Source organism: Streptomyces nojiriensis (assembly GCF_017639205.1).
In the GTDB taxonomy this organism is placed as follows: Bacteria; Actinomycetota; Actinomycetes; order Streptomycetales; family Streptomycetaceae; genus Streptomyces; species Streptomyces nojiriensis.
The window spans coordinates 2315532-2342433 of the sequence record NZ_CP071139.1 but is presented as its reverse complement, the minus strand read 5'-3'; the positions used below and the strand labels follow the sequence as shown (position 1 = coordinate 2342433).

General features: G+C 72.6%; 25 protein-coding genes and 7 tRNA genes. 16 read left to right on the top strand and 16 right to left on the bottom strand.

Annotated features, from left to right (window positions below; all coding sequences use genetic code 11):
* The first annotated feature begins 21 nt into the window (after positions 1-21).
* On the top strand, positions 22-822 hold the full coding sequence (locus JYK04_RS10980) for a TrmH family RNA methyltransferase (RefSeq protein WP_189740146.1): 801 nt from the start codon (positions 22-24) through the stop codon (positions 820-822).
* 86 nt (positions 823-908) lie between these two features.
* On the opposite strand, the gene JYK04_RS10975 is transcribed toward JYK04_RS10980, so the two are convergent.
* Entirely contained in the window at positions 909-2123 is a 1215-nt protein-coding gene (locus JYK04_RS10975) for a serine/threonine-protein kinase (RefSeq protein WP_189740149.1), read from the bottom strand.
* Between the two features lie 527 nt (positions 2124-2650).
* Between JYK04_RS10975 and JYK04_RS10970 the strand changes: the two genes are divergently transcribed.
* Complete coding sequence (locus tag JYK04_RS10970) at positions 2651-2860, top strand: hypothetical protein (protein WP_373297460.1); 210 nt, start codon at positions 2651-2653, stop codon at positions 2858-2860.
* A 241-nt stretch (positions 2861-3101) separates the two neighbouring features.
* Here the strand turns inward: JYK04_RS10970 and JYK04_RS10965 are convergent.
* From JYK04_RS10965 to JYK04_RS10945, 5 genes are all read right to left on the bottom strand, one after another.
* A tRNA-Val gene (locus tag JYK04_RS10965) sits at positions 3102-3176 on the bottom strand.
* Between the two features lie 52 nt (positions 3177-3228).
* Positions 3229-3300, bottom strand: a tRNA-Val gene (locus tag JYK04_RS10960).
* Positions 3301-3319: 19 nt separating this feature from the next.
* A tRNA-Val gene (locus JYK04_RS10955) sits at positions 3320-3391 on the bottom strand.
* A gap of 1 nt (position 3392) precedes the next feature.
* A tRNA-Cys gene (locus JYK04_RS10950) sits at positions 3393-3466 on the bottom strand.
* 39 nt (positions 3467-3505) lie between these two features.
* A tRNA-Gly gene (locus tag JYK04_RS10945) sits at positions 3506-3578 on the bottom strand.
* Between the two features lie 180 nt (positions 3579-3758).
* On the opposite strand from JYK04_RS10945, the gene JYK04_RS10940 reads away from it, so the two are divergent.
* From JYK04_RS10940 to JYK04_RS10930, 3 genes are read left to right on the top strand one after another with little or no spacing between them, the layout of a single operon-like run.
* Positions 3759-4844 (top strand): chorismate-binding protein, encoded by a 1086-nt coding sequence (locus JYK04_RS10940; protein WP_189740155.1) that lies wholly within the window; start codon positions 3759-3761, stop codon positions 4842-4844.
* Entirely contained in the window at positions 4841-5662 is an 822-nt protein-coding gene (locus tag JYK04_RS10935) for an aminotransferase class IV (RefSeq protein ID WP_189740158.1), read from the top strand. The genes JYK04_RS10940 and JYK04_RS10935 overlap by 4 nt, the downstream gene beginning before the upstream one ends.
* 60 nt (positions 5663-5722) lie before the next feature.
* Complete coding sequence (locus JYK04_RS10930) at positions 5723-6547, top strand: GNAT family N-acetyltransferase (protein WP_189740161.1); 825 nt, start codon at positions 5723-5725, stop codon at positions 6545-6547.
* Here JYK04_RS10930 and JYK04_RS10925 read toward each other — a convergent pair.
* Positions 6544-7038 (bottom strand): DsbA family protein, encoded by a 495-nt coding sequence (locus JYK04_RS10925; protein ID WP_189740165.1) that lies wholly within the window; start codon positions 7036-7038, stop codon positions 6544-6546. The genes JYK04_RS10930 and JYK04_RS10925 overlap by 4 nt on opposite strands.
* Positions 7039-7220: 182 nt before the next feature.
* Between JYK04_RS10925 and JYK04_RS10920 the strand changes: the two genes are divergently transcribed.
* On the top strand, positions 7221-7673 hold the full coding sequence (locus JYK04_RS10920) for a hypothetical protein (RefSeq protein WP_189740168.1): 453 nt from the start codon (positions 7221-7223) through the stop codon (positions 7671-7673).
* Between the two features lie 214 nt (positions 7674-7887).
* On the opposite strand, the gene JYK04_RS10915 is transcribed toward JYK04_RS10920, so the two are convergent.
* Together JYK04_RS10915 and JYK04_RS10910 are read right to left on the bottom strand one after the other, a co-directional pair.
* On the bottom strand, positions 7888-8508 hold the full coding sequence (locus tag JYK04_RS10915; RefSeq protein ID WP_189740171.1) for a CGNR zinc finger domain-containing protein: 621 nt from the start codon (positions 8506-8508) through the stop codon (positions 7888-7890).
* Positions 8509-8709: 201 nt separating this feature from the next.
* Positions 8710-9123 carry an SsgA family sporulation/cell division regulator gene (locus JYK04_RS10910; protein WP_030011909.1) on the bottom strand — a complete coding sequence of 138 codons (414 nt, stop codon included), beginning with the start codon at positions 9121-9123 and terminating at the stop codon, positions 8710-8712.
* 177 nt (positions 9124-9300) lie between these two features.
* On the opposite strand from JYK04_RS10910, the gene JYK04_RS10905 reads away from it, so the two are divergent.
* Together JYK04_RS10905 and JYK04_RS10900 are read left to right on the top strand one after the other, a co-directional pair.
* Positions 9301-9783 (top strand): TIGR02611 family protein, encoded by a 483-nt coding sequence (locus JYK04_RS10905; RefSeq protein WP_189740174.1) that lies wholly within the window; start codon positions 9301-9303, stop codon positions 9781-9783.
* Positions 9784-9829: 46 nt separating this feature from the next.
* Positions 9830-9901, top strand: a tRNA-Val gene (locus JYK04_RS10900).
* 50 nt (positions 9902-9951) lie between these two features.
* On the opposite strand, the gene JYK04_RS10895 is transcribed toward JYK04_RS10900, so the two are convergent.
* On the bottom strand, positions 9952-12291 hold the full coding sequence (locus tag JYK04_RS10895) for an SCO7613 C-terminal domain-containing membrane protein (protein WP_189740177.1): 2340 nt from the start codon (positions 12289-12291) through the stop codon (positions 9952-9954).
* A gap of 151 nt (positions 12292-12442) precedes the next feature.
* On the opposite strand from JYK04_RS10895, the gene JYK04_RS10890 reads away from it, so the two are divergent.
* Positions 12443-12514: transfer RNA gene (locus tag JYK04_RS10890), tRNA-Val, on the top strand.
* Positions 12515-12569: 55 nt separating this feature from the next.
* Here the strand turns inward: JYK04_RS10890 and JYK04_RS10885 are convergent.
* The gene (locus JYK04_RS10885; protein WP_189740520.1) at positions 12570-13295 is read right to left on the bottom strand and encodes a 3'-5' exonuclease; all 726 of its coding nucleotides are present in this window, start codon (positions 13293-13295) and stop codon (positions 12570-12572) included.
* 204 nt (positions 13296-13499) lie between these two features.
* Here JYK04_RS10885 and JYK04_RS10880 point away from each other — a divergent pair, with 204 nt between their 5' ends.
* Positions 13500-14078 carry a DUF4365 domain-containing protein gene (locus JYK04_RS10880; protein WP_189740180.1) on the top strand — a complete coding sequence of 193 codons (579 nt, stop codon included), beginning with the start codon at positions 13500-13502 and terminating at the stop codon, positions 14076-14078.
* Positions 14078-15283 carry a hypothetical protein gene (locus JYK04_RS10875; RefSeq protein WP_229875729.1) on the top strand — a complete coding sequence of 402 codons (1206 nt, stop codon included), beginning with the start codon at positions 14078-14080 and terminating at the stop codon, positions 15281-15283. The genes JYK04_RS10880 and JYK04_RS10875 overlap by 1 nt, the downstream gene beginning before the upstream one ends.
* Before the next feature lie 49 nt (positions 15284-15332).
* On the opposite strand, the gene JYK04_RS10870 is transcribed toward JYK04_RS10875, so the two are convergent.
* Together JYK04_RS10870 and JYK04_RS10865 are read right to left on the bottom strand one after the other, a co-directional pair.
* Positions 15333-15839 (bottom strand): DUF4232 domain-containing protein, encoded by a 507-nt coding sequence (locus tag JYK04_RS10870; protein WP_189740182.1) that lies wholly within the window; start codon positions 15837-15839, stop codon positions 15333-15335.
* A 10-nt stretch (positions 15840-15849) separates the two neighbouring features.
* Complete coding sequence (locus JYK04_RS10865) at positions 15850-16359, bottom strand: GNAT family N-acetyltransferase (protein WP_189740185.1); 510 nt, start codon at positions 16357-16359, stop codon at positions 15850-15852.
* 199 nt (positions 16360-16558) lie between these two features.
* On the opposite strand from JYK04_RS10865, the gene thrS reads away from it, so the two are divergent.
* On the top strand, positions 16559-18535 hold the full coding sequence (gene thrS / locus JYK04_RS10860) for a threonine--tRNA ligase (protein ID WP_189740188.1): 1977 nt from the start codon (positions 16559-16561) through the stop codon (positions 18533-18535).
* Positions 18536-18655: 120 nt separating this feature from the next.
* Entirely contained in the window at positions 18656-19216 is a 561-nt protein-coding gene (locus JYK04_RS10855) for an HIT family protein (protein WP_030010101.1), read from the top strand.
* A gap of 180 nt (positions 19217-19396) precedes the next feature.
* On the opposite strand, the gene JYK04_RS10850 is transcribed toward JYK04_RS10855, so the two are convergent.
* The 3 genes from JYK04_RS10850 to JYK04_RS10840 all read right to left on the bottom strand — a co-directional run bounded on the left by JYK04_RS10850 (position 19397) and on the right by JYK04_RS10840 (position 23838).
* On the bottom strand, positions 19397-19804 hold the full coding sequence (locus JYK04_RS10850; RefSeq protein ID WP_189740191.1) for a DnaJ family domain-containing protein: 408 nt from the start codon (positions 19802-19804) through the stop codon (positions 19397-19399).
* A 29-nt stretch (positions 19805-19833) separates the two neighbouring features.
* Complete coding sequence (locus JYK04_RS10845; protein ID WP_189740522.1) at positions 19834-21501, bottom strand: hypothetical protein; 1668 nt, start codon at positions 21499-21501, stop codon at positions 19834-19836.
* A 141-nt stretch (positions 21502-21642) separates the two neighbouring features.
* Positions 21643-23838 (bottom strand): elongation factor G-like protein EF-G2, encoded by a 2196-nt coding sequence (locus JYK04_RS10840; protein WP_189740194.1) that lies wholly within the window; start codon positions 23836-23838, stop codon positions 21643-21645.
* Positions 23839-24162: 324 nt separating this feature from the next.
* Here JYK04_RS10840 and pgsA point away from each other — a divergent pair, with 324 nt between their 5' ends.
* Genes pgsA through JYK04_RS10825 form a run of 3 tightly spaced genes read left to right on the top strand, consistent with a single transcriptional unit; the run spans position 24163 to position 26902 of the window.
* Positions 24163-24828: a phosphatidylinositol phosphate synthase gene (pgsA, locus tag JYK04_RS10835; protein WP_150256610.1), complete on the top strand. Its 666-nt coding sequence runs from the start codon at positions 24163-24165 to the stop codon at positions 24826-24828.
* Positions 24828-25730, top strand: coding sequence for a phosphatidylinositol mannoside acyltransferase (locus JYK04_RS10830; RefSeq protein ID WP_189740197.1), 903 nt, complete (start codon positions 24828-24830; stop codon positions 25728-25730). The genes pgsA and JYK04_RS10830 overlap by 1 nt, the downstream gene beginning before the upstream one ends.
* Positions 25730-26902, top strand: a complete 1173-nt coding sequence (locus JYK04_RS10825) for a glycosyltransferase family 4 protein (RefSeq protein WP_189740200.1) — start codon at positions 25730-25732, stop codon at positions 26900-26902. The genes JYK04_RS10830 and JYK04_RS10825 overlap by 1 nt, the downstream gene beginning before the upstream one ends.

Below are 26902 nucleotides of genomic sequence, written 5' to 3'. Positions count from 1 at the left end.
AGGACAAGGCAGTATCACCCTGTGGCTGATCTCATCACCGTCAACGACCCCGACGACCCGCGCCTGCGCGACTACACGGGCCTGACCGACGTCGAACTGCGGCGCAGGCGCGAGCCCGCGGAAGGCCTTTTCATCGCCGAGGGCGAGAAGGTCATCAGACGCGCCAAGGACGCCGGGTACGAGATGCGCTCGATGCTGCTCTCCGCCAAGTGGGTCGACGTCATGCGCGACGTCATCGACGAACTCCCGGCACCGGTCTACGCCGTGAGTCCCGAGCTCGCCGAGCGCGTCACCGGCTACCACGTGCACCGCGGGGCCCTGGCCTCCATGCAGCGCAAGCCGCTGCCCACGGCCGAGGAACTGCTCTCCACGACCCGCCGCGTCGTCGTCATGGAAGCGGTCAACGACCACACCAACATCGGGGCCATCTTCCGCAGCGCCGCCGCCCTCGGCATGGACGCGGTGCTGCTGTCGCCCGACTGCGCGGACCCGCTCTACCGCCGCTCGGTGAAGGTCTCCATGGGAGCGGTGTTCTCCGTTCCCTACGCCCGTCTGGAGGCCTGGCCGAAGAGCCTGGACTCGGTGCGCGAGGCGGGCTTCAAGCTGCTGGCCCTCACCCCGCACGAGAAGGCCACTCCGATCGACGTGGCCGCGCCGCAGTCCCTGGAACGGGTCGCGCTGATGCTCGGCGCCGAAGGCGACGGCCTGTCCACGCCCGCGCTGGTCGCCGCCGACGAGTGGGTCCGCATCCCCATGGCGCACGGCGTGGACTCGCTGAACGTGGGCGCGGCGGCCGCGGTCGCCTTCTACGCGGTGGCCTAGGGGGTGTCTTGCCGGTCAGGGCGGGCTCGCAGGCCCTGGCACCGCGAGCCCGGCCTGACCTGGGGCCGCGCCGCGTAGTAGCAGGGCTACAGCTTCTGGGCCGCCCAGATGCCCAGCGCGACGATCAGCGTCACCACGACGAACACGATCAGGCGCTGCCGCATCAGTTTCGGGTCCGGCCGTGAGGGCCGCCGTCCCGTCCCCGTCGTCCTGGGGGCCGGGCGGCCGCCCGTACGCCCCGTGGTCGGCCGGGAGGACGGGCCGCCGGGGTGCTGCGGGTTGCGGGAGGACGAGGGCCGCGAGTGCGGACCGCTCGGGGACCCGCCCTGGGGCCGGGGCGCGGCGGAGCCGCCCGTACGGCGCTCCGTACGCCGGCCGGGGTACTCCTCGGCCCCGCCGATCCGCTCGGCCTCGGGGAGCCGGCCCGTCGGCCGCTCGACCCGGGCCCGCTGGGCCGGCGGGCGCCCTTCGGAGAGCCCCTGCGCCTCGCGGGCCGCGATCTCCTTGAGCCGCATCGACAGCTGGAGCGTGCTGGGCCGCTCCTCGGGGTCCTTGGCCAGGCAGGCCCGTACCAGGGGCGCCAGCGCGTCCGGCACGCCCTGCAGGTGCGGCTCCTCGTGCACCACGCGGTACAGCATGACCTCGGAACTGCCGTGCCCGAAGGGCGAGTCGGCGGTGGCCGCGTAGGCCAGGGTGGCGCCCAGCGCGAAGACGTCGGTGGCCGGGGTGACGGCGGCACCGCGCACCTGCTCGGGCGCGAGGAAGCCGGGGGAGCCGACGGCCGTGCCCACGTGGGTGAGGGTGCTCGCCCCGGTGGCCCAGGCGATGCCGAAGTCGATGATCCGGGGGCCCTTGGGCGACAGCAGGATGTTCGAGGGCTTGAGGTCCCGGTGGACGACCCCCGCCTCGTGGACGGCGACCAGGCCCTCGGAGAGCGCGGCGCCCACGGCGGCGATCTGTGCGGCCGTCAGGGGGCCTTCCTCGGCCACCTTGTCGTGCAGCGAGGGGCCGGGCACGTACTGGGTCGCGAACCAGGGGCGCTCGGCCTCCAGGTCCGCCGCCACCAGGCGTGCCGTGCACCCGCCCCGGATCCGCCGGGCGGCGGACACCTCACGGGCGAACCGGGATCGGAACTCCTGGTCCTCGGCCAGATCCGGCCGGATGACCTTGAGCGCGACACGCTGCCCGCGCCGGTCCGATCCCAGGTACACCACGCCCATGCCGCCGGCGCCGAGCCGCCGGTGCAGTCTGAACGAGCCGACGACACGCGGGTCCTCGCGCCGGAGCCGCATCATCGCCATGTCCACCCCGCTGACCGGTCGTCCTGTTGACGTGGCACAGCTTACGGACCATCCGGCATGCGTGCTCAGAGGCCGCGCCCTCGCCGGGGGATTCGGTTGTCAGTGCGCCACAGCACACTTGAGGGGGCGTCGGCGCTGCGGTCCGGGAGCGCTCCGGGGGTGGTCCCCCCGGCCAAACAGCCCTTGTGCCAAGGAGATTGGCGCCCAGGAGCAGGTCCGGGCCCACTCCGGCGCGCCCGTACGCGGCTCCCGGCCGAGTCGATCTTGCCGACGGCCGGTGGGCGGACACGCGGCGACAGGGAGTGACGGAAGTGAGCGAAGTCACTACCCTCCGGTCATCCCCTCCGGGAAGACCCCCATAACGGGGGAGCGGTCTCCACCCAGGGGAGTACGCGGGGCGGGCCCCGTCATCCTCCTGGAGGCCCGGCAAAGGGTACGAGGGCATGAGGCCAGGAGCCGCCCGCCCGCCTAGTGTTGAAGACAAGCGGCGGGTGGCGCACTCGTCCCCCGAGGTCACGAGCCCGCCGCTGCCAGACGACAGGGAGAGGACCATGGCGGACATCGCACGGCAGGGACGCAAGGCATTCGCGTTCAACGGCCACGAGTCCGGTACCCGCCACCCCTTGGTGGCCGCGGCCATGGTGCTCCCCCTGGCCGCCCTGCTGCTCTTCCTCTTCGGAGGCTTCGAGCAGCTGGCGGCACAGGCGTCGTCCGTGGGTTTGATGCTGGGGCGCTGAGCGGCGCCCCAGGTCCGGGAGAGCGGCCCGGACCGGGACATCGGCCTGTCGAACCCCGTGGGGACGGGGGAGCGGCGGACGGACGGCAGGTGAAGGGTGCTGCCCGTACGACTGGGGAGTCGGACGGGCAGCACCCTTTTTCATCACCCTTTTCGCGGCCCTTTTCATGGCCCTTTCATGCGGCCCACTCAGGCGGGGGAACGCGAAAGCCCCGACCGTGAGAACGGCCGGGGCTTTCAGGTGGTGCGCGATACTGGGATTGAACCAGTGACCTCTTCCGTGTCAGGGAAGCGCTCTCCCGCTGAGCTAATCGCGCGGGCTCCGCAGCTCGAAAGCCGCAGGTGGAACAAGGTGGTGCAGGTGCTGCGTGCGCGATACTGGGATTGAACCAGTGACCTCTTCCGTGTCAGGGAAGCGCTCTCCCGCTGAGCTAATCGCGCGGGGATCCTTGCGGATCAGTGGACGATACTGGGATTGAACCAGTGACCTCTTCCGTGTCAGGGAAGCGCTCTCCCGCTGAGCTAATCGTCCTTGGAGGTGGAGACGGGATTTGAACCCGTGTAGACGGCTTTGCAGGCCGTTGCCTCGCCTCTCGGCCACTCCACCATGGAGCTGCGGGGGTTCTCGGGAAGATCCCCCACTTCGAGCGGACGACGAGACTCGAACTCGCGACATCCACCTTGGCAAGGTGGTGCTCTACCAACTGAGCTACGTCCGCAGGTCACCGTGCTCGCTCCGGGGTTTTTCCCCTTCGCTCCCTGGCGACGTGTTGAACTCTAGCGGATTACCGGGCCAGCTCAAAAACGCGTTTCCGCAGCGTGCTGCCGCTCGATCACCACAGGTCACCCCGCCGTCACCGCACCGGCGCCGTGCCGTCACCGGTCATAGACTCGCAGCCGTGCACGACCTGCCTCCCATGGCCCGCTTCGGCGGCCTTCTCGCGACCGACCTCCGAGACGTCACCAGCGATCCCGCCGCCCTCGACTCCACCGGCTTCTGGGCGGTGTCCGCCGACTTCGAAGGGCGGCTCGTCTGCGCGCGCTTCGGCGACGTGCGCCGCGAGCCGGTCCCCGCGCCCGTTCCGGGTGCCTGGCACGGACCCGACGCCGACCGGTGGACCTCCTCCCTCGACCGCGCCGCGTACGTGGCCGGCGTACGGCGCATCCGCGAACACATCGCCGCAGGTGAGGTCTACCAGGCCAACCTCTGCCGGGTGATGTCCGCGCCGCTGCCCCACCCCGACCGCGCCGATGTCGACGCGCTCACCGCGCTCCTCGCGCGCGGCAACCCCGCGCCCTTCGCAGGAACGATTCGCCTGGCCGCCCACGGCGTCGAGATCGCCACCGCCTCGCCCGAGCTGTTCCTGCGCCGGTCCGGCCGGCACATCGAGTCCGGCCCCATCAAGGGGACCGGACGCACCGTCGACGACCTGCTCCCCAAGGACCACGCCGAGAACGTGATGATCGTGGACCTCGTGCGCAACGACCTCGGCCGGGTCTGCGCCACGGGCTCCGTCGCCGTCCCCGAACTGTGCGCCGTCGAGGAGCACCCCGGCCTGGTCCACCTCGTCTCCGTCGTGAGCGGCGAACTCGCCGACGGCACCGGCTGGCCCGAGCTGCTCGCCGCCACCTTCCCGCCCGGCTCCGTCACGGGCGCCCCGAAGTCCTCCGCCCTGCGGATCATCGAAGCCCTGGAAACCGCCCCGCGCGGCCCCTACTGCGGAGGCATCGGCTGGGTCGACGCGGACCGGCGCACCGCCGAGCTCGCCGTCGGCATCCGCACCTTCTGGATCGACCGGGAGGCCGCCGGCGGCCCCCGGCTGCTCTTCGGCACCGGAGCGGGCATCACCTGGGGCTCCGACCCCGACCGCGAATGGGCGGAGACCGAGCTCAAGGCAGCGCGGCTCCTGCGCGTGGCCATGGGCCACGAGGTGAGCGGTGGTACGCAGGGGACGAACGACACGATCGGAAGGACCGCACCATGAAGATCTGGCTCGACGGAGCCCTGACCGAGGCGGACAGCGCGAAGGTGTCCGTCTTCGACCACGGCCTGACCGTGGGCGACGGCGTCTTCGAGACGCTGAAGGCCGAGCGCGGCCGCGCCTTCGCGCTCACCCGGCACCTGGAACGGCTCACCCGCTCGGCCCGCGGCCTGGGCCTGCCGGACCCCGACCTCGACGAGGTCCGCCGCGCCTGCGCAGCCGTACTGGAGGCCAACCCGCTGGAGCACGGCCGACTGCGCATCACCTACACCGGCGGAGTGTCCCCGCTCGGCTCCGACCGCGGGGACGCCGGGACCACCCTGATCGCCGCCGTCGCGGACTCCCCCCGCCGCCCGGACACCACCGCCGTCGTCACGGTCCCCTGGGTCCGCAACGAGCGCTCCGCCGTGGCCGGGCTGAAGACCACCTCGTACGCCGAGAACGTGGTCGCCCTCGCCGCCGCGCACCGTGCCGGGGCCTCCGAGGCGCTCCTCGCCAACACCCTCGGCCGGCTCTGCGAGGGCACCGGCTCGAACGTCTTCGTCGTACTCGACGGAGAGCTGCACACCCCGCCGCTCGAGTCCGGCTGCCTGGCCGGCATCACCCGGGCCCTGATCGTCGACTGGGCCGGTGCCAAGGAGACCGACCTGCCCTTCGAGGTGCTGGAGCGGGCCGAGGAGGTCTTCGTGACCTCCTCGCTGCGCGATGCCCAGGCGGTGCTGCGGATCGGCGACCGCGAGCTGGGGACCGCACCCGGACCGGTCACGGCCGAGGTGATGCGGATCTTCGAGGTCAAGGCGGCCGCGGACATCGACCCGTAACGGGTGTCCGGCCGCCGGGAGGACTGTCGCGGCGGCCGCGGGGCGGGTAGAACTCAAGGGATGACCACCACCCTGCGGCCGTCCGGGCCGCTCCAGCACATGGCGGACGGCGCGCGCTCGCGCCCGTACGAGATCCGGGTCAACAGCAGGCGGGTCGGCGCCCTGGTGATCGCCTCCGACACCCCGTTCGGGCCGACGGTCGGCGAGATCCGCGACCTGGACGTCGAGCAGGGCGACCGTCGGCGGGGGAGGGCCACCGTGGCCGCGCTCGCCGCCGAGGAAGTGCTGCGCGGCTGGGGCTGCCGCCGGGTCCGCGTCTCGGTCCCGGCGGACTCGGAGGCGGGCCTGTGCATGGCCGAGGCCCTCGGGTACGCGGAGTACAGCCGGAACATGGCCAAGGACCTGCCGGCCGAGCCGCCCGCCCTGCCCGAGGGGGTGCGCGGCCGGCCCATGACGGACGCCGAGTACGAGGGCTGGTACGCCCGGGCCGTCGAGTCCTACGCCGCGAACTGGAGCAGCCGCGGCATGTCCGCCGAGGCGGCCCGCGCCAAGTCGGTGGCCGACCACGAGAGCCAGCTGCCCCAGGGCCTGGCCACCCCGGGAGCCGCCTTCGTCGTCCTGGAGGCCGCCGGGGTGCCCGTCGGACACGTGTGGCTCGCGCCGCGCGGGGCGGGCTCGTACGTCTACGACATCGAGGTCCGGGCCGAGCACCGGGGACGCGGGCACGGCCGCCACCTGATGCAGCTCGCCGAACGCACCGCCCTCGCCGCCGGCCACCGCCTGCTGGCGCTCCAGGTCTTCACCGACAACACCCCGGCCCTGAGGCTCTACGTCTCCCTCGGCTACCGGCCCACCGACTTCAACTACGCCAAGGACCTGATCTAGGCCGCCAGCAGGCGGTCGGCGATCTCCTCGATGCGGGCGCGCAGGCCGTCCTGGCTCTTGCCGCCGTCGAGGCGCTGCCCGTCGATCACGTACGTCGGGGTGCCGGTCACGCCGATCGCCTTGCCCTCGGCCTGGTCGGCGTCGACGATCAGGATGTGCCGCCCGTCGATCAGGGCGGTGTCGAACTCCTCGACGTCGAGCCCCAGTTCACGCGCCACGTCCAGCAGGACCGGCTCGCCGCGCTCGGCCAGCTCCGCGGTCCGCGCCAGCACGGCCTCCGCGTAGGGCCACCCCTGACCCTGCTCGACGGCCTCCTCGGCGGCCTGCGCCGCGGCGAAGGAGTGCTTGTGCTTCTCCAGGGGGAAGTGGCGCAGCCGGATGTCCAGCCGGTCGCCGTAGCGGGCCCGCAGGGCGCGTACGTCGTCCAGGGCGCGGTGGCAGTCCGGGCACTGCAGTTCGCACCAGACGTCGAGGATCACGGAATCGGTCATACGGACAGTCTCCCAGCCCCCGTCCGCCCCACCGACCGGGACCTGGACCCAGGGAGGAGGCGCGACCCGGAGATGTCCCGGAGATCCGTCCGGGCGGGGCCCGGGACCTGGCCGCCGCGGCGGCGGCCGGTGCAGGATGGAAAGGGACAGACCGCCGAGCCGCCGAGAGTCCGGAGGACCGCATGCTTGCCGAGACCATTTGCTCCGCGGTGTCAGTGGCGGGCCTGGGCATCGCCGCGGTCACCGCCTACCGCAAGCGCTTCCTGGCCGCCGCGCGGATCACCGCGTACGCGCTCGTGCCGGTCGCCCTGGTGATGACGGGGTTCGTGGAGTGGGTGTCCGGGATGGTCTTCAACCCGACCGTCTGGGCCGGCTTCGGGCTGCTGGGGGTGTCCTGGCTGCTCTTCATGACCACCCGCGCCATCGAGCGCCGCGCCCTCGCCGCTTCCGGGGAGCCCGGAGAAGCCGGGAAGCCGAAGAAGAAGGTCAAGGGGAGCCCGGCCGCCGAAGCCGTCGCCCCGGCCGCCTCCGCACCGTCCCTCGGCACCGCCCGCGCAGGTTCGCAGCCCCGCTCCGACGCCCCCGCCGACGACTTCTCCGACATCGAGGCCATCCTCAAGAAGCACGGGATCTGAGCACGGGACGGGGCCCGGACCGGACCTCGTCCACAAGATCGAGCGAACTCCCGCGCGGATGTTGGCGTGTTGAGGGCCGGTCGGTGGTGCCCTGCGCCATCATCGCCCCGACATGTTCGACACATCGCACGGTGACCCGCCGGTACCCGCCCCTGCAGTGGAGGAGCCGCGAGGCTGTCTCTTCGCGCTCTCCCAACCACCCCTGATGATCTTCCTAGCGGTGATCGGCATCCTGCTGCTGCTCGCCGCCGTGCACGATCTCTTCCTGCTCTGACGCCTCCGCGTCGGCCTCCTTGCGCCGGGCCCGGTACGCCGCCACGTGCAGCCGGTTCCCGCAGGTCCGGCTGTCGCAGTAGCGCCGGGAGCGGTTGCGGGACAGGTCGACGAAGGCCCGCCGGCAGTCCGGGGCCTCGCAGCGGCGCAGCCGCTCCTGTTCGCCGGAGACCACGATGAAGGCCAGCGCCATGCCGCCGTCGGCCGCCAGGTGGTCGCCCACCGACGCGCCCGGCGCGAAGTAGTGCACGTGCCAGTCGTAGCCGTCGTGGTCGGTCAGCTGCGGGGTGGTGCCGGCCGTGGCCACGAGCTCGTTGATCAGTATCGAAGCCGCACGCGGGTTCGGGGAGGCGAAGACCTGGGCGAACTTTCCGCGCACCGTCCGGACGCCGGCCAGGTCGCGGGCGCTGAGCTCGCCGACGTCGCTGATCGAGTACTCCTGGACGAATCCGCGCAGCGCGCCGATGTCCGAGAGGCCGTCGGGCTGGTCGGTCTCGGCCGCGGTGTTCACCAGCGCGACGACGACGTCGAGCGCGCGACGGGTGTCGTGGGGGATCTGCACGGGGTCTCCCTCAGAGGCCGGGCCTGCGACGACGGGAGGCGCCGCCGCTGCCGCCCGACAATAGCGGGTCCCGCCGAAGCACACCGGCGCCGTCCTCGCGGGTGGCTTCCGCGGGAACAGCGCCGGCACTGCGTATGTGGTTGTCGGCCGACCCGCACCGTCGCCCCGAGTCGGACGGTGTCGAGCGGCTGTAGGCCTGGCTCAGCTTTCGGCCAGGATGTGGGAGAGCTCCTTGTCGAGGTCGAAGTGCCGGTGCTCGGTCCCGGGTGGAACCGCGGCGTCCGTCCGCTTGAGGAACGACTCGAGTGCTCGGGCGGGTGCTTCGAGCAGTGCTTCTCCCTCCGGTGAGCTCAGGGCGATGCAGACGACGCCCTGACCGTGGCTGCGGGACGGCCAGACGCGGACGTCGCCGGTACCGGTGGGCCGGTGGAGGCCCTCCGCGAGGAGGTCGCGGGCGAACACCCATTCGACCGTCTCCTCGGCGCCGGTGTGGAAGGTGGCGTGCACGGCGTAGGGGTCGGCCGTGTCATACCGCAGGCCCGCGGGAACAGGCAGTGAGGACTCGCTCGACACAACGAGGCGCAGGTGCAGCTCGCAGCTGACCGTGGTGTTCATAAGCGCCAGGGCCTTTCGCTCAGTGTGCGCTCGGGGATTCGCACGTCGGCGAAATCGACATGCCACCTACGGTGCCGTTGTAAACCCCTCTGACCGTTTTGCGGACCTCTGGGTCCCTCGGACGGCGGATCCAAACCCGCATTCCCGTGTGCATCGAGCTCCGGTAGATTCGACTCCATGAATACGGGGAGTGACCGCGGAACCCACGGGTCCGCCGCTGACGAAGCCACCACGGAAGCCACCACCGGACCGGCCGCGGACGACACCGCGGAAGCCGCCGCGGAGGCGCCGCACGTGTCGAAGGCCCCGGCCTTCATCAAGTCGAACAAGAGCCTGCACCTGAGCTGGCAGGTCGGCGTCTTCATCGTCGGCCTCGCGGTGATCGCCGCCGGTGTCGCGATGCTCGTGCTGCCCGGCCCCGGTTGGGTCGCGATCTTCGCGGGCCTGGCGATCTGGGCCACCGAGTTCGCCTGGGCCCACCTCGTGCTGCGCTGGACCAAGCGGAAGGTCACCGAGGCGGCGCAGAAGGCGCTCGACCCGAAGGTCCGCCGCCGCAACATCATCCTGACCAGCGTGGGCCTCGTCATCGCGGGCGCGCTGATCGGTTTCTACCTGTGGAAGTACGGGCTCGTCCTGCCCTGGGACCTCAAGGACCAGTGATGGTCAAGGAGCACCGCTGACATGCGGTAATGTTTGCGGTGCGTCCGGGCGATTAGCTCAGTGGGAGAGCACTTCGTTCACACCGAAGGGGTCACTGGTTCGAACCCAGTATCGCCCACCCGGACCTGAGGCCCGGAGACTTTTCACAGTCTCCGGGCCTCAGGCGTTTCACCGGAGCCGGCCGATCGCGGCCCGCAGCCGGCGGGCGTCACGCAGCCGCCGCTCGTACGTCGCCCCCACCGCCAGCAGCAGCAGGCCCGCCAGGGCCGGCGGCACCCAGCGCGGGAGCGCACCCGCGACCTGCACCACGTACGGGGCCAGCTCGTGCACCGCAACCGCCGCCAGCACGCCCCCGCCGAGCAGGAGCGGAGCCTGGAGCCGCCGCCGGGCGCCCAGCAGGGTCACCACCAGCGAGGCCGCCCCCAGCAGCAGCGGGCGCAGCCAGCCCGCGTCCCCCCAGGCCGCCAGCAGGCTGGGCACCAGCGTCGCCGCCAGGCCCGGGCCGTACGCCGTCCAGGACGAGGCCCCCGGATCGCGGCGCCGCCGCAGCAGACCCACCACGAGGGCGGGCACCGTCACCGGCAGCGTGTAGGCCTCCGGAGCGCTCACCCCGGCCTCGGCCAGCCGCACCCAGGTCGCCGCAGCGAACAGCGCCCCCGCCGCCCAGCCCAGCACCCGCCGGTCCGGCCGCACCGCAGCGCCCGCGCAGACCACCCCGGCCAGCGCCAGGGCCAGCGCCAGGGTCCCGGCCCGCCCGGCCGACAGGCCCACCGCCAATACCCCCGACACGGCCGCCGCGATCTCGACGGGCAGCCGGACCCCGCCCAGCCGCGGCCCGAGAGCCGCCGCCAGCGCCGGAACCGTGAGCACCGGCAGCGCCCACCAGGCCACCGCCAGGTCCGACACCGCTCCCGCCGCCACCAGGACACCCGTGGCGTACCCGACCGCGCACACGGCCGCCCCGGACCGGACCGGGCGCGGAGCCGCCCCGTACGCCGCTGCCGCCGTGCAGCCCGCGCCCAGCAGCCCCCAGACCGCGAAGGTCGCCGCCCGGCCGTCCAGCGCGCCCAGGGACGCGCTCCCGGCACCCGCCAGCGCGCACCCCGCGGCCGCGATCCGGGTCCCGCGCGCCGGGGTGCGCAGGGCGAGGACGCCCGCCGCGCCCGTCACCGCGAGCTGCGCGGCGAACACCGCCGCCACCGGGAACCCGAGCAGCACCGGGGCCGTGAACAGCCCCGCCCAGGCCGAGGCCACCGCCACGACCATCGGCTCCGGCCGGGACAGCGCCCGGGCGAGCCACCAGGCCGCTCCGGCCGCGATCAGCAGGGTCAGCGCGGCCGCGGCCCCCGGGGCGTACGGGTCCGGCTCCAGGGTCGTCGCCGCCCACACCTCACCCAGCACCCGCAGCCGGGCCGCCAGGGTCGCGGCCGCCGCGGCACCCGCCCACAGGGCCGCCAGGGAGGCCACCGCGGCCCCGGCCCGGGCCGACCCGCGCCGGACCGCCGCCGGGAGCGCGGGGACCCGTACCGCCGCCAGCAGCGGCAGCGCCAGCAGCAGGTGCACCAGTACCGTCCACGCCGGCTCCAAGGCCGGCCGGGCCACCCCGCCCAGGCCGGCCACCGCCGCCAGGGCGCCCGTCAGTGCCGCGGCCGAGGCGCGCGGCTCCCGCCAGGCCGCCGCCACCCCGAGGACCGCGCCCGCCAGGAGCAGCGCCGCCGGAGCCAGGGCCTGCGCCGCCGACCCGGCCGACCACGACTGGGCCACCCCGATCAGCAGCGCGCCCGCGCCCGTCACGGCCGCCGGCACCGCCGCCGCCCTGACCCGCAGGGCGAGCGCCGCGTCCAGCGCCGCCGTCGCCAGCAGCGCCCAGCCCAGCGCCTGCGGGCCCGGCCGTGCCGCCAGCGCCGCCAGCGGCAGCGCGAACTGCGCCGCCAGCACCGCGGCCGGCAGCGGGATCCGCAGCTTCCGCAGCCCCGAGCCGTAGCCGGCCCACGCGGCCGCCAGCACGGCGGCCGCCCCCGCCGCGTAACCGGTGCCGTTCGCGTCCGGCACGCCGACCGCGTACAGCGCGTACGCGTCGAGCACCGTCAGCAGCAGGCCGACCGCCGCGACCGACTCCGCCGTGGACCGCAGCCCGCGGCGCAGCAGGAGCACGGGCGTGCCCAACGCCGCCGCCGTCACCGCGGCGAGCACCGCCGAGCGCCCGGCGATCCCCATGGACCCCCAGCTGACCAGCGTGAACGCGAGCGCGGCGACCGCCAGCAGCACCGCGCCAAGGGTGAGCAGCACGTTCTGCGCGCTCGGGGCGGAGGCCTCCTTCGAGGGCCCGGCCGGCCCGCCGGGTGCGGCCTGGCCCCAGCGGACCGGGGCGGGCGCGCCGCCGGGCTGGAGCAGCAGGCGCAGCAGCCAGTCCCGGCGCCCCAGCAAATACAGCCGCCGGGCATCGAGTTGGGCCAGCTCGCGGTCGATGAGCGCCAGCTCTTCGGCGGGCGGCAGAGGCGTGTTCATATCCGGAGTGTGGCGGCGGTCACGCAGTCAGGACATGGGCGTGCGTACTCAGATGTGCCCTGAGTAGGTACCTGACGTACGGCCCGGGGGCCCTCGCGGGAGAAGCGGTTTGAACCAGCCCCGAGCCTTCTGTATTGTTCAATCCGTTCCCGGGCGATTAGCTCAGCGGGAGAGCACTTCGTTCACACCGAAGGGGTCACTGGTTCGATCCCAGTATCGCCCACCGGGACAGGCCGGTCCGTCACTGACGGACCGGCCTTCCGCATGTTCGGGCACCCCTACGCCGCCGTCGACAGGTCCGGCCGCAGCGGCCAGTGCGGATCCACCGGCTCCGGCGTCCCCTGACGCGCGAACCACGCCTGCAGGCCCCGCGCCTGCGCCGCGTGCCACACCGCCTGCAGCGTGTGCAGCTCGGCCGGCGTCAGCCGCTCCAGCCGGGCCGCGAACCGCCGCCCCACCGCCCGGACGAGTTCCAGCGAGGCCATCGCGTCCGCCGCCGCGTCGTGCGCGCCCTCCAGCTCGATCCCGTAGTGCGCGCACAGATCCGTCAGCGTCCGGCGGCCCTTGCGGTACCGGTCCAGGTGCTTGTCCAGCACCCGCGGGTCCAGCACCGTCAGCGGCCGGTCGTCCAGGTACCGCGACAGGGAGGACGCCCGGTGCCGGCGCAACTCCCGGTCCAGCAGCGTCAGATCGAACGGCGCGTTCATCACCACCACCGGCCGGCCCGCCACCTGCTGCTCCCCGAGCGCCCGGGCTATCTCCTCCACCACCGGCGCGGGCCAGCGCCCGTGGCGCTGCAGGTGCTCGTCGGTCAGCCCGTGCACTTCCGTGGCGCCCGGGGGCACCGGAACACCGGGATTGACCAGCCAGCGCGTGGTGCGGACCCGGCCGCCCGCACACTCCTGCACGATGAGCGCGGCGGACACGATCCGGTCCTGCTCGACGTCCACCCCGGTGGTCTCCGTGTCGAATGCGGCCAGCGGGCCCTCGTACCAGCGTGTCATGGCGAACTCCTCGTCCCCGAGCGGCGGGTGGAGCTTCCTGGACACACGACCCCCGCCGCATCGGTGATACCCGGGCTGTTTGCCCCGTACGCCGTTTGCGGGCAGTCGGGTGCGGAGACAACTTCCCTGGGGGACCGTACGTATGACCGGTCGTCACCCCGCACCGCTCGCGGCAGAGCCCGCAAGGCATGGGGAGCCGGCGCCATGGCGCTCACACAGCCCGAACCGGGCGGGGTGCTGCACGAGGGGACAGGTCCGCGGACCGGAGCCCTGCGCGGCACGCTCGCCACCACCGCCTGCATGGAGACCCTCCAGGTGGGATACCTGCACGCCGTCGCGGCCGCCGCCGGGTGCTCGCTCTCCCAGCCCTTCCCCGACAACGGCATCGACTGGCACGTCTCCCACGGAGCGCCCGAACACGTCGTCGACGACGAGGTCACCATCAAGGTGCAGCTCAAGGCGACCTACCAGATACCGCCGCGGCCGGCCGGGGCCACCTTCGGGTTCACCCTCGACAACGAGCACCTGGTGAAGCTGGCCCGGACGCCCGTCGCCGTCCACAAGATCCTCGTCGTGATGCTCGTACCGAGGGAGCGCGAGCAGTGGCTCGCCGCCGGACACGACCGGCTCGACCTGAGGCACTGCTGCTACTGGACCAACCTCGCCGGACACCCCGTGACCGGCCGGCGCCGCACCACCGTACGGATCCCGACCACGCGGATCTTCGACGACCGTGCGCTGTGCGAGATCATGACCCGGGTCGGGTCGGGAGGGACACCCTGATGAACCTGCACTCACCGCACCTCGAACCGCTCCCGTCCCCGCGGTACGCCCCGGGCGGTCCCGATCCCGCACAGGTCGACCCGCAGGTGCTGGGAGCGCTGCTGCACCGGCACGGATGGCTGCGGCGCGGCGGCGCGGCCGGCCGGTACGGCCGCTGGACCCCGCCCGGCCGCTCGGGCACCAGCCTGCTCGTCCCGGAGAGCCGCGCCTTCCCCGACTGCGCGGACCTGCTGGAGGAGGCGCTCACCGCCCTCGCGCACGGCGGCCTGCCCTCGGCGCGCGAGGTGCTCCTCGGGCTGAGCGTGCCCAGCGACGAGATCCGCTGGGAGCGGGAGATCCCGGAGGGGCCCTACGGGTACCGGGGCGAGGCCTCCTGGCCCGTGCAGGAACAGCTGCGCTCGGCCGCCCGCCGGCTCCTGCTCGCGGGGGCCCTCGCCGACCGGGCCCGGGCCGGGTACTACGGGGCCCGGCACCAGGCGCAGGCCGAGCGCACCCTGGACGGGGTCCTGGTGGGACCCTCCCCGGGCGGGCGCCGGCTGACCGCGTACGTTCCCGTGGACGGCGGCCGGGGACCGGTGACCCGGCTGCACCACGCCCTGCACGCGGCCCGCGAGGCGGTGGACTACCAGCGGGCCACCGGTGGCATGGAGGCCTTCGACGCGGCGGTGGCCGCCGGGGTCAGCCGGGAACTCGCCGAAGCGCTCATCGCCCTGGTCCGGGGCTCGGAGGGCGCCCGGATCACCCTGGCCTGGGCGCCGGCGGCCGGGGTCCCGGCGGGCTGCGCGGCCCGCCCCGAGCCGGTGGAGTTCTCCCCGGGCGACCTGCCCGTGCTGCGGGAGGCCGCGGCGCGCTACACCCGTGCGGAACCCGCCGTACCGGTCCGGCTCGCCGGAGCCGTGGTGCGGATGCGGCGCAAGGCCGCCGGGGGAGGGGGCACGGTCCGGCTACGGGTACTGGCCGGGGCGGAGGTCCCGTACGTCCGGGCGGCCCTCGACGAGGAGGCCTACCGCATCGCGGGCCACGCCCACCTGGTGGGCCTGCCGGTCCGGCTCACCGGCCGGCTGCAACGCCGCGGCGGCTTCCGGCGGCTGTCCGACGCGGCGGACGTGACGCCGGTACCGATGGACGAGGTCGAGCGGGACCGCCTGATGAAGTCCCTGGACGCGGCCTTCGACCCCGAGGACGCACTGCCCTCCGACGACTAGGCCGTCTCTTTCGGATCTTGCGGGCCCGGCAAGATCCGAAAGAGACGGCCTAGCGGTAGGCGGTGGCGCGGACGGTGTCGCCGCACAGGGCGAACTGGCCGCCGTCGTTGGGGGCCACCTGGAAGCCCGTGCCCGCGACGCCGATCACCAGCGTGGGGGCGACGGTCGGATCGGCGCCGGAGGCGCAGTAGCCGTCCGCCTCGCCGAGGACCGGGGTGAAGGTCAGGACCGTCGAGGCGCTCCCGCCCGGGGACAGCAGCACCGGCCGGGCCTCGCCCCGGGGGACGACGCGCAGCGGCTTGTTCTGATCGGGCGATCCCTGGCCGGCGAGAGCGACCGTCGGGAAGCCCCGCAGCTGGCAGGCCGGGCCGTTGTTGACCACCGTGAACCGCACGTGCGTGGTGTCGGGCCGCTCCGCGCCGGTGTCCGAGAGCTGGTCCCCGGTGCACGCGGCGGCGGGCGCCGCCGTGGCCACCGTCGGTGAGCCGGCCAGCAGGCCGCCGGTCAGCAGAGCCGTCGCGGCCGTCAGGACCGCCGCCTTCCTCGTGCCTCGCATGGGTGTCTCCTCACCCTTGGCCGGAAGATCCCCTTCCACCTTCCCACGAGGTGCCGGTGGCGGCCCGGCCGAAGGAGGCCATGGTCAGCCCCGGGACGGGGGAGAAGTCGGGGCCGCGGGTGAAGCCCAGGCGTTCGTACAAGGTCACCGCGGGGGCGTTGGCCGCGCCCGTGGTGACCTCGACCAGGCGATCCGGGAACATCTCCGTCAGGGCGTGACGCAGCAACAGCGAGGCGACGCCGCGGCGGAACCAGGCCGGGTCCACGCACAACCGGTCGACGCTGACGCCGCCGTCGGACCGTTCCTCCCAGGCGAGGAATCCGGCGGGCACACCGTCCTCGGTGACCGCGCCCACCCAGTTCAGAGGCCGGGCCCTCGTCTCGGCGAGGCTTTCGCCGAGCGCCGGAATGCCGTCGAAGCCGATCAGCTCCGCCTCCACCGCGTAGGCGGCCCGCGCGATCCGGTGCACGGCCGCCGCGGTGGCATCGTCGGTCAGGTCCAGCGTACGTATCTGCGGCATGCGGGCCACGCTACCCATGGCCCGCGCCGACAGGCCCGGAGTTTTCGGGTGGGGCGGGGGCCCGCCCGCGCCGCCCCGGGGCGCGGGGGACCCGCTGGGCGGGCCCCGGGTGGTAACCGTTTAGCGGCGCGGCCACTCCGCTCGGTACGATTCAGGCGCGCGGCGTTCGCCCGCGCACCCCCTGAGTCAGGAGAGACCGGTGTCAGACGTCCGTGTGATCATCCAACGCGATTCCGAGCGGGACGAGCGCGTGGTGGCCACGGGCACTACGGCGGCGGAGCTCTTCGCCGGCGAGCGCACCATCGTCGCCGCGCGCATCGCGGGCGAGCTCAAGGACCTCGCGTACGAGGTGAAGGACGGCGAGACCGTCGAGCCGGTGGAGATCTCCTCCGAGGACGGCCTCAACATCCTCCGCCACTCGACCGCGCACGTCATGGCCCAGGCCGTGCAGGAGCTCTTCCCCGAGGCCAAGCTGGGCATCGGCCCGCCGGTCCAGAACGGCTTCTACTACGACTTCGACGTCGCCCGCCCCTTCACCCCCGATGACCTCAAGGCCATCGAGAAGAAGATGCAGGAGATCCAGAAGCGCGGCCAGAGGTTCTCCCGCCGCGTGGTCACCGACGAGGCGGCCCGCGAGGAGCTCGCCGACGAGCCGTACAAGCTGGAGCTCATCGGCATCAAGGGCGCCGCGTCCACCGACGACGGCGCGAACGTCGAGGTGGGCGGCGGCGAGCTGACCATCTACGACAACCTGGACGCGAAGACCGGCGACCTGTGCTGGAAGGACCTCTGCCGCGGTCCCCACCTGCCCACCACCCGGAACATCCCGGCGTTCAAGCTCATGCGCAACGCGGCCGCCTACTGGCGCGGCAGCGAGAAGAACCCGATGCTGCAGCGCATCTACGGCACCGCGTGGCCGTCGAAGGAGGAGCTGAAGGCCCACCTCGACTTCCTCGCCGAGGCCGAGAAGCGCGACCACCGCAAGCTCGGCAACGAGCTCGACCTCTTCTCCATCCCGGACGAGATCGGCTCCGGCCTGGCCGTCTTCCACCCGCGCGGCGGCATCATCCGCCGGGTGATGGAGGACTACTCGCGCAAGCGGCACGAGGAGGAGGGCTACGAGTTCGTCTACTCCCCGCACGCCACCAAGGGCGCCCTCTTCGAGAAGAGCGGCCACCTGGACTGGTACGCGGAGGGCATGTACCCCCCCATGCAGCTCGACGGTGGTACCGACTACTACCTCAAGCCCATGAACTGCCCGATGCACAACCTGATCTTCGACGCGCGCGGCCGCTCCTACCGTGAACTGCCGCTGCGCCTGTTCGAGTTCGGCACCGTGTACCGGTACGAGAAGTCGGGCGTCGTGCACGGCCTGACCCGCGCCCGCGGCTTCACCCAGGACGACGCGCACATCTACTGCACCCGCGAGCAGATGGCGGAGGAGCTCGACACGACCCTCACCTTCGTGCTCAACCTGCTGCGCGACTACGGTCTGACCGACTTCTACCTGGAGCTGTCCACCAAGGACCCGGAGAAGTTCGTCGGCTCGGACGAGGCCTGGGAGGAGGCGACCGCGGTCCTCGCGCAGGTCGCCGAGAAGCAGGGTCTGCCGCTGGTCCCGGACCCGGGCGGCGCCGCCTTCTACGGTCCGAAGATCTCGGTGCAGTGCAAGGACGCCATCGGCCGCACCTGGCAGATGTCGACCGTGCAGCTCGACTTCAACCTGCCGGAGCGCTTCAACCTGGAGTACACCGCGCCCGACGGCTCCCGCCAGCGGCCGGTCATGATCCACCGCGCGCTGTTCGGCTCGATCGAGCGGTTCTTCGCCGTGCTGCTGGAGCACTACGCGGGCGCCATGCCGCCGTGGCTGGCCCCGGTCCAGGCGGTCGGCATCCCGATCGGCGACGGGCACGTCGAGTACCTGCAGGAGTTCGCCGCGGCGGCGAAGAAGCAGGGCCTGCGGGTCGAGGTGGACGCCTCCTCCGACCGGATGCAGAAGAAGATCCGCAACCACCAGAAGCTCAAGGTCCCGTTCATGATCATCGTCGGTGACGAGGACATGGCCGCGGGCACCGTCTCCTTCCGCTACCGCGACGGTTCGCAGGAGAACGGCATCGCCAAGGACGAGGCCCTGGCCAAGCTGGCCAAGGTCGTCGCGGACCGCGTCCAGGTCTGATCGTCCGATCGGGTTCCCGAGGCGCCCGAGGCGGGGCGCCCGAGGCACCCGGAGTACCCGAAGGCCCCCGGAAAGTGATCACTTTCCGGGGGCCTTCCTCGTCCGCCAGGCCAAGGTCATATGCTTGCCGCCATGACGACTCAGCCGGAGCAGCAGATCGGTGTGGGCACGCAGGACGCGTTCCAGCGACTGTGGACGCCCCACCGGATGGCCTACATCCAGGGGGAGAACAAGCCGACCGGCCCGGAGGCCGGGGACGGCTGTCCCTTCTGCGGGATTCCGGACATGTCCGACCAGGACGGCCTGGTCGTCGCGCGGGGCCGGCACGTGTACGCGGTGCTGAACCTCTACCCGTACAACGGCGGTCACCTGATGGTCGTCCCCTACCGGCACGTCGCCGACTACACCGAGCTGGACGGGCCGGAGACGGCCGAGCTCGCCGACCTCACCAAGCGGGCGATGGTCGCGCTGCGCAAGGCCTCGGGCGCGCACGGATTCAACATCGGCATGAACCAGGGCGCGGCCGCCGGCGCCGGCATCGCCGCGCACCTGCACCAGCACATCGTGCCCCGCTGGGGCGGGGACACGAACTTCATGCCGGTCGTGGGCCACACCAAGGTGCTGCCCCAACTCCTGGCGGACACCCGCCAGATGCTCGCCGACGCCTGGCCCGTCGACTAGGCCGTCTCTTCCGGATCTTGCCGGGCCCGCGACGCCCGGCACCGCACCTGGCCGCGTTGTCGGGGCACCCGAGTACGTCCAGTACACAGCGCGCCCCTCCGCCTTGCCCTGCACGGCACCGGACGCCGCGGGCTCGGCCGACAAGATCCGAAAGAGACGGCCTAGGCCGCCCCGTTCGGGTCAGGCCCGGTCAGGGCGGCCCCGGCGCCAGGTCTCCACCTCGGATTCGACGTCGAACTCCGTCAGGCCCAGGGGCGGGCCGGGCGGGGGCATGCGCAGGGCCGCGGCGATCTTCTCGTTGATCTCCTTGAGGACGTCCCGCACCTGGCGTTCGGAGCGGGCCGCCCGGACCTTCTCCACGGCGTCCTCGGCCTCCTTGCGCAGCGCGAGCGCCGGCGGCAGGACGGCGAAGCCCTCGCGGTGCAGCTTGTCCTTGATCCACCACTGCTCGTCGTAGGGCGCGTCCAGCGAGGCCAGCGGCTTGCCGTAGCCGGGCAGGCTCTTGAAGTCGCCCCGTTCGGCGGCCTGTCGGATCTGCCGGTCCACGAAGGACTCGAAGCTGACACCCGGTGGCTTGCGCTCGGTCATGGTCCCTCCTCGGCCGTCCTCCAGCCTACCTACGCGTCGTAGACGTCCGCCTTGCGCGGGGACGGCTCCTGGATGAGTCCGCTCATGATCGAGGAGCGGTTGGTGAAGCGGTCGGTGTCGACGCCGTTCTCCTCCAGCACCTTGAAGGTCGCCGCGTGGATCGACCGCAGGACCGGCGCCACCGTACGCAGGGCGTCGTCCGCCATGAACCGGTGCCGCCACATCGAGCTCGCCCAGACGTGGCGCAGGCCGAAGGGCTCGGGCAGGACCAGCTTGCCGCCGAAGAAATCCAGGAGCGGCGGGTACCAGGTCAGCGGGGCCCGCACGGCGAGGCGTACCACCTCCTGCGCGTCCACCAGCGGCAGCGGGCGCTCCACGGTCTCCCAGAAGCGGATGCTCTTGGGCACCTCCACGGTCGGCGCCGCGGACTTGGTGGTGAACAGTCCGTGCACGGGGCCCAGGGCGTGCGCGGTGACGTCCACGCGCAGCGTCTTGTAGAGCACGGTGACCGTGACCAGCATGTTGATGACGAGCTGGCCGTCCCAGAGCGGGTACTGGATGCCCAGGTAGTGCCGGTTGCCGGCGCTGAACTGCTGCTCGTTGCAGATCCGGGTGATCTCGTGCGGCTTGATGAGGAAGGCGTCCACGTTCTCGCCGGTGGGGCGGGCCACCTCGGCGGCGCCCTCACCGATCGGGGTGACGATCCAGTGCTGGATCGCGGCGGGCGGGAAACCGCCGGTGTGCAGGGGGCCCCGCTCCAGCTTGCGGAGCTGGGCGTCGATCCCGCGTATGACGTCCCAGCTGCGGAAGGGGTGGATCTCCATGCCCTCGCTCCTGGGGGCCAGCTCCTCGGCCATCTGCCAGCTGCCCCAGCGGGTGCCCATGCCCAGGATCCCCTTGGGGCCCGCGTAGAAGACCTGGTTGCTGCGGTCCTCCGCGGTGAGCTTGGCGAGCTGGTGGCGCAGGTCCTCGCGGGCCTTCTCGTCCGGGTTGCCGGGCACGGCCTCGGGGATCTTGGCGCCGACCCCGCCGCCCGACAGGAGCCCGTCCCAGCGGGCGCGCAGGTCCCGTGCGGTGGCCTCGCAGGTGCGGCGGGCGAGCAGCCAGCCCAGGGCCGGGGCGATGATCATGCCGCGGGCGTACAGGCCGAGGAAGCCGGTCAGCGGCAGCCTGAACATCAGGACGGCCGCCACGGCACCGATGCCGACCAGGACCACGGTGCCGATCCAGGAGCTGTGCTTGCCCTCCTTGGCGGCCAGGGTCTTGCGGAGCTGGAAGAGTCCCAGCCACAGCAGCAGGCCGGGCAGGAACAGCACACCGCAGACCAGCATGATCAGCCGGAGCCTGCGGTCGCGCTCCTTGCGGATGTGCGAGGCGGCCAGGCAGTGCTCCACCACCGTCTGCGGATCGGCGCCGAACGACTGGATGAGGGGCTTGCGGCCCGCACCGAGGGCGCGGGCCTCCACGGCCCGGCAGAAGGCCTCGCCGAGGCTGGGTTCGAACAGGGAGATCTTCGGCGGTTTGATCGTCGCCGGGTGGTTCTCGCTGTTGGCGGTGAGTATCTTGTCGAGCTTGCTGTCCTTGCCGCCGTCCCGGTAGGCGGCCGAGGCGAGGGCGTTGGTCGCCGCCGTCTGGCCGCCGCCCCCCTGCAGCGGAACCTGCGCTCCGGGCCTGAAGTCGAATCCGTCGTCCGCCACCGCTGCCCCCATCGCTGTGCGTTCCTGCTCTTTTGGTGCGCCGAAGAGCCTATCGGCGGATCTCGCCCCATGGTCATGGGACAGGGAAATGCCGCCCACCGCAAGCTGGTTGGGTGGGCGGCCAACCTGGTGCTACATCAATCAGGTTCCCTTCTCGGCCTGTTCGCGCACCTTTTCCGCGATCTGCGGCGGCATCGGTTCGTGGCGTGCGTACGCCCGGGCGAAGCGGCCGGTGCCGTGCGAGACGGAGCGCAGTTCGACGGCGTAGCGGCCGATCTCGATCTCCGGGATCTCGGCGCGGACCCGGGTGCGCCCCGGCGTGGCCTGGTCGGTGCCGACGACGCGGCCTCGGCGGCCGGCGAGGTCGCTCATGACCGGGCCGACGTACTCGTCGGGGACGACGACGGCGAGCTCGGCGACCGGTTCGAGGAGGTCGATCCGGGCCTCGGCGGCGGCCTCGCGCAGGGCGAGGGCGCCGGCCGTCTGGAAGGCGGCGTCGGAGGAGTCCACCGAGTGCGCCTTGCCGTCGAGGAGGGTGATGCGCACGTCGACCAGCGGGTAGCCGGCCGCGACCCCGCGGGCGGCCTGGGTCCGTACGCCCTTCTCCACGGACGGGATGAACTGGCGGGGCACGGAGCCGCCGACGACCTTGTCGACGAACTCGATGCCGCTGCCGGGCGGGAGCGGCTCCACCTCGATCTCGCAGATGGCGAACTGGCCGTGGCCGCCGGACTGTTTGACGTGCCGGCCGCGCCCGGCGGCCTTGGCGCCGAAGGTCTCGCGCAGGCTCACCTTGTGCGGGACGGGGTCGACCTGGACGCCGTAGCGCGTGCGCAGCCGCTCCAGGGCGACGTCCTGGTGCGCCTCGCCGAGGCACCACAGGACGACCTGGTGGGTGTGCGGGTTCTGCTCCAGCCGCATGGTCGGGTCCTCGGCGACGAGCCGGGCCAGGCCCTGGGACAGCTTGTCCTCGTCGGCCTTGCTGTGCGCCTCGATGGCGAGGGGGAGCAGGGGGTCGGGCATGGTCCACGGCGCCATGAGGAGCGGGTCGTCCTTGGCCGAGAGGGTGTCGCCGGTCTCCGCGCGGGTCAGTTTGGCGACGCAGGCCAGGTCGCCGGCGATGCACCGGGTGAGGACGCGCTGCTGTTTGCCGAAGGGGGAGGAGAGGGTTCCGATCCGCTCGTCGACATCGTGGTCCTCGTGCCCTCGGTCGGCGAGGCCGTGCCCGCTGACGTGGACGGTCTCCTCGGCCTTCAGGGTGCCGGAGAAGACGCGTACGAGGGAGACCCGGCCGACGTAGGGGTCGGAGGAGGTCTTGACGACCTCGGCGACGAGGGAGCCGTCGGGATCGCAGGTGACGTCCGGGCGGGCGGAGCCGTCGGGGCGGGTGACGGTGACGGCGGCGCGCTCCAGGGGGGTGGGGAAGCCGCCGCTGACCAGTTCGAGGAGTTCCACGGTGCCCAGGCCCTGGCGGGCGCCGTCGGTGGCGGGGGCGGCCATCAGGACGGGGTGGAAGGTGCCGCGCGCCACCGCCCGCTCCAGGTCGTCGACGAGGGTCTTGAGGTCGATCTCCTCGCCGCCCAGGTAGCGGTCCATGAGGCTCTCGTCCTCGCTCTCGGCGATGATCCCTTCGATGAGCCGGGCGCGGGCGTCGGTGATGAGGGCGAGCTCGGCCGGGTCCGGGTCGCGCTCCACGCGCTCGCCGGAGGTGTACTCGTAGACGCGCCGGGAGAGCAGGCCGAGCAGGCCGGTGACGGGGGCGTGCCCGTCGGGGCCGGGCGGGCCGTGCAGGGGGAGGTAGAGGGGGATGACCGCGTCGGGGTCGTCGGCGCCGAAGATCTCGCCGCAGACGGCGGTCATCTGCGTGTAGTCGGAGCGGGCGGCCTCCAGATGGGTCACGACGATGGCACGGGGCATGCCGACGGCCTCGCACTCGTCCCACACCATGCGGGTGGCGCCGTCGATCCCGTCCGAGGCCGAGACGACGAAAAGGGCCGCGTCCGCGGCGCGCAGACCGGCCCTGAGTTCCCCGACGAAGTCGGCGTATCCGGGGGTGTCCAGGATATTGATCTTGATTCCGCCCCATTCGACGGGGACGAGGGAGAGCTGGACGGAGCGCTGCCGGCGGTGCTCGATCTCGTCGTAGTCGGAGACGGTGGCGCCGTCCTCGACCCGGCCGGCCCGGTTGACCGCTCCGGCGGTCAGGGCGAGGGCTTCGACCAGCGTGGTCTTGCCGGATCCGCTGTGGCCGACCAGCACGACATTCCGGATGGATGAGGGGCGGTCGGCCGTCAGTGCCCTGCCGGCGGCTCCGGCTTGGTGTGATGTGGCTCCCATGATGCTCGTGCCTCCCGGTGGTGACGGTGAGGAGGGTCGGGTGGTGTCGGGTTGGTGGGGTGATCGGTGTCCGGATCGGGTGTCCCGGCTGCCTCCGCGGAGGAGGAATGCGGGATTCTTCGAGCTTTGCACTGGTGTCACATCCCGTCCATACGTCGTACCGGGGACGTACCCGGGGCCCACGGGAGGCGGTCCACGGCGTGAAGTACGTCTTACGTGACACGAACCGGTGGGTGCGCGGCGTTCGCGCGGTGGCGTGCTGGCTACGATGGGCCAGCCGGTGGCCGTGGTGGCCGTGCGGCCCAGCGACCCTCCGGGAAGGCCATGCTGAACAAGTACGCGCGTGCATTCTTCACGCGTGTTCTCACGCCATTCGCCGCATTTCTGCTCCGGCGGGGGGTGAGCCCGGACGCGGTCACCCTGATCGGCACGGCCGGAGTGGTGGCCGGAGCGCTGTGGTTCTTCCCCCGCGGCGAGTTCTTCTGGGGCACGATCACCATCACCCTCTTCGTCTTCTCCGACCTGGTGGACGGGAACATGGCCCGCCAGGCCGGCATCTCCAGCCGGTGGGGCGCCTTCCTCGACTCCACCCTCGACCGGGTGGCGGACGCGGCGATCTTCGGCGGCCTCGCACTCTGGTACGCGGGCAACGGGAACGACAACGCGCTGTGCGCGGTGGCGATCTTCTGCCTGGCCAGCGGCCAGGTGGTCTCGTACACCAAGGCCCGCGGCGAGTCGATCGGGCTGCCGGTGGCCGTCAACGGGCTCATCGAGCGGGCCGAGCGACTGGTGATCTCGCTGGTCGCGGCCGGCCTGTCCGGGCTGCAGACCTTCGGCGTGCCGTCCTGGATCGGTGTACTGCTGCCGATCGCGCTGTGGATCGTGGCGGTGGGCTCGCTCGTCACCCTGATCCAGCGGGTGGTCACCGTGCGCCGCGAATCGGCCGAGGCCGACGCGGCGGCCTCGGCCGCCGAGGGTGGCGCGGCCTGATGGGCGCCATACAGGACAAGCTGGTCGACTCGCTGTACGGACTCGGCTGGGCCGGGGTCAAGAAGCTGCCCGAACCGGCAGCCGTGGCCCTGGGCCGGCGCATCGCCGACTTCGCGTGGAAGCGGCGCGGCAAGAGCGTGCTGCGGCTGGAGTCGAACCTGGCCCGGGTGGTGCCCGACGCCGGTCCGGAGCGGCTGCGCGAGCTGTCACAGGCCGGCATGCGCTCGTACATGCGGTACTGGATGGAGTCCTTCCGGCTGCCGACCATGGATCCGAAGCGCTTCAGCACCGACGTCGAGTTCCAGGACGAGCACCTGCTGCGCGAGGCCCTCGACTCCGGGCGCGGAGTGGTCGTGGCCCTGCCGCACCTCGCCAACTGGGACCTCGCCGGGGCCTGGGCCATCGGCCACATGGGGGCGCCGTTCACCACGGTCGCCGAGCGGCTGAAGCCCGAGACCCTCTACGACCGCTTCGTGGCCTACCGGGAGAGCCTGGGCATGGAGGTCCTGCCGCACAGCGGCGGCGCCGCCTTCGGCACCCTCGCCCGCCGGCTGCGCTCCGGCGGCCTGGTCTGCCTGGTCGCGGACCGGGACCTTTCGGCCTCCGGGGTCGAGGTGGACTTCTTCGGTGCCACGGCGCGCATGCCGGCCGGACCGGCGCTGCTGGCCCAGCAGACCGGCGCGGTGCTGCTCCCGGCGACCCTGCACTACGGCGACACGCCGAAGATGTACGGCCGGATCCACCCCGAGGTGGAGGTGCCGAAGACCGGGACCCGGACCGAGAAGACCGACCTCATGACCCAGGCGCTGGCGGACGCCTTCGCATGGGGCATCGCCGAGCACCCGGAGGACTGGCACATGCTGCAGCGGCTGTGGCTGGACGACCTGGAGGAGCGCCCGTAGTGAAGATCGGCATCGTGTGCCCGTACTCGTGGGACGTGCCCGGTGGCGTCCAGTTCCACATCCGGGACCTGGCGGAGCACCTGATCCGCCTCGGCCACGAGGTGTCGGTGCTCGCCCCGGCGGACGACGAGACCCCGCTGCCGCCGTACGTGGTCTCCGCCGGGCGGGCGGTGCCGGTTCCGTACAACGGCTCGGTGGCCCGGCTGAACTTCGGATTCCTGTCGGCGGCCCGGGTGCGGCGCTGGCTCCACGACGGCACCTTCGACGTGATCCACATCCACGAGCCGGCCTCGCCCTCGCTGGGGCTGCTGTCCTGCTGGGCGGCGCAGGGGCCGATCGTGGCGACCTTCCACACCTCGAACCCCCGGTCCCGGGCGATGATCGCGGCGTACCCGATCCTGCAGCCGGCCCTGGAGAAGATCAACGCGCGGATCGCGGTGAGCGAGTACGCGCGGCGCACCCTGGTGGAGCACCTCGGCGGCGACGCGGTCGTCATCCCCAACGGCGTCGACGTGGACTTCTTCGCCAAGGCCGAGCCCAACCCCGACTGGTCCGGGCAGACCCTGGGCTTCATCGGCCGGATCGACGAGCCCCGCAAGGGCCTGCCGGTGCTGATGGCGGCCTTCCCGAAGATCGTGGAGGCCTGCCCGGACGTACGCCTCCTGGTGGCGGGCCGCGGCGACGAGGAGGAGGCGGTGGCCTCCCTCCCGGCGGACCTCCGGGCACGCGTCGAGTTCCTCGGCATGGTCTCGGACGAGGACAAGGCACGGCTGCTGCGCAGCGTCGACGTGTACGTCGCCCCCAACACCGGCGGCGAGAGCTTCGGCATCATCCTGGTGGAGGCGCTCTCGGCGGGCGCGGCGGTCCTCGCGTCGGACCTGGACGCCTTCGCCCAGGTCCTGGACCAGGGCGGGGCGGGCGACCTTTTCGCCAACGAGAACGCCGACGCGCTGGCGACGGCGGCGATCGCCCTGCTGCGGGACCCGGAGCGCCGGGCCGGGCTCAGCGCCCGCGGCTCGGCGCACGTGCGCCGCTTCGACTGGTCCACGGTCGGGGCGGACATCCTGGCCGTCTACGAAACGGTGACGGACGGCGCCGCGGCGGTGGCCGCGGACGAACGGGTCCCCCTCCGCACCCGCCTGGGCTTCTCGAAGGACACCACCTCGTCCTGA

What these genes read in the sequence shown, in the direction of transcription:
- JYK04_RS10885 (WP_189740520.1), bottom strand. Translation starts at nt 13,295, where the DNA reads ATGACACGCTGGTACGAGGGCCCGCTGGCCGCATTCGACACGGAGACC.
- JYK04_RS10905 (WP_189740174.1), top strand. Translation starts at nt 9,301, where the DNA reads ATGAATACGGGGAGTGACCGCGGAACCCACGGGTCCGCCGCTGACGAA.
- JYK04_RS10930 (WP_189740161.1), top strand. Translation starts at nt 5,723, where the DNA reads ATGACCACCACCCTGCGGCCGTCCGGGCCGCTCCAGCACATGGCGGAC.
- JYK04_RS10830 (WP_189740197.1), top strand. Translation starts at nt 24,828, where the DNA reads ATGGGCGCCATACAGGACAAGCTGGTCGACTCGCTGTACGGACTCGGC.
- JYK04_RS10855 (WP_030010101.1), top strand. Translation starts at nt 18,656, where the DNA reads ATGCTTGCCGCCATGACGACTCAGCCGGAGCAGCAGATCGGTGTGGGC.
- JYK04_RS10865 (WP_189740185.1), bottom strand. Translation starts at nt 16,359, where the DNA reads ATGCCGCAGATACGTACGCTGGACCTGACCGACGATGCCACCGCGGCG.
- JYK04_RS10875 (WP_229875729.1), top strand. Translation starts at nt 14,078, where the DNA reads ATGAACCTGCACTCACCGCACCTCGAACCGCTCCCGTCCCCGCGGTAC.
- JYK04_RS10895 (WP_189740177.1), bottom strand. Translation starts at nt 12,291, where the DNA reads ATGAACACGCCTCTGCCGCCCGCCGAAGAGCTGGCGCTCATCGACCGC.
- JYK04_RS10910 (WP_030011909.1), bottom strand. Translation starts at nt 9,123, where the DNA reads ATGAACACCACGGTCAGCTGCGAGCTGCACCTGCGCCTCGTTGTGTCG.
- JYK04_RS10850 (WP_189740191.1), bottom strand. Translation starts at nt 19,804, where the DNA reads ATGACCGAGCGCAAGCCACCGGGTGTCAGCTTCGAGTCCTTCGTGGAC.
- JYK04_RS10880 (WP_189740180.1), top strand. Translation starts at nt 13,500, where the DNA reads ATGGCGCTCACACAGCCCGAACCGGGCGGGGTGCTGCACGAGGGGACA.
- JYK04_RS10870 (WP_189740182.1), bottom strand. Translation starts at nt 15,839, where the DNA reads ATGCGAGGCACGAGGAAGGCGGCGGTCCTGACGGCCGCGACGGCTCTG.
- JYK04_RS10975 (WP_189740149.1), bottom strand. Translation starts at nt 2,123, where the DNA reads ATGGCGATGATGCGGCTCCGGCGCGAGGACCCGCGTGTCGTCGGCTCG.
- JYK04_RS10920 (WP_189740168.1), top strand. Translation starts at nt 7,221, where the DNA reads ATGCTTGCCGAGACCATTTGCTCCGCGGTGTCAGTGGCGGGCCTGGGC.
- JYK04_RS10935 (WP_189740158.1), top strand. Translation starts at nt 4,841, where the DNA reads ATGAAGATCTGGCTCGACGGAGCCCTGACCGAGGCGGACAGCGCGAAG.
- JYK04_RS10840 (WP_189740194.1), bottom strand. Translation starts at nt 23,838, where the DNA reads ATGGGAGCCACATCACACCAAGCCGGAGCCGCCGGCAGGGCACTGACG.
- pgsA (WP_150256610.1), top strand. Translation starts at nt 24,163, where the DNA reads ATGCTGAACAAGTACGCGCGTGCATTCTTCACGCGTGTTCTCACGCCA.
- JYK04_RS10925 (WP_189740165.1), bottom strand. Translation starts at nt 7,038, where the DNA reads ATGACCGATTCCGTGATCCTCGACGTCTGGTGCGAACTGCAGTGCCCG.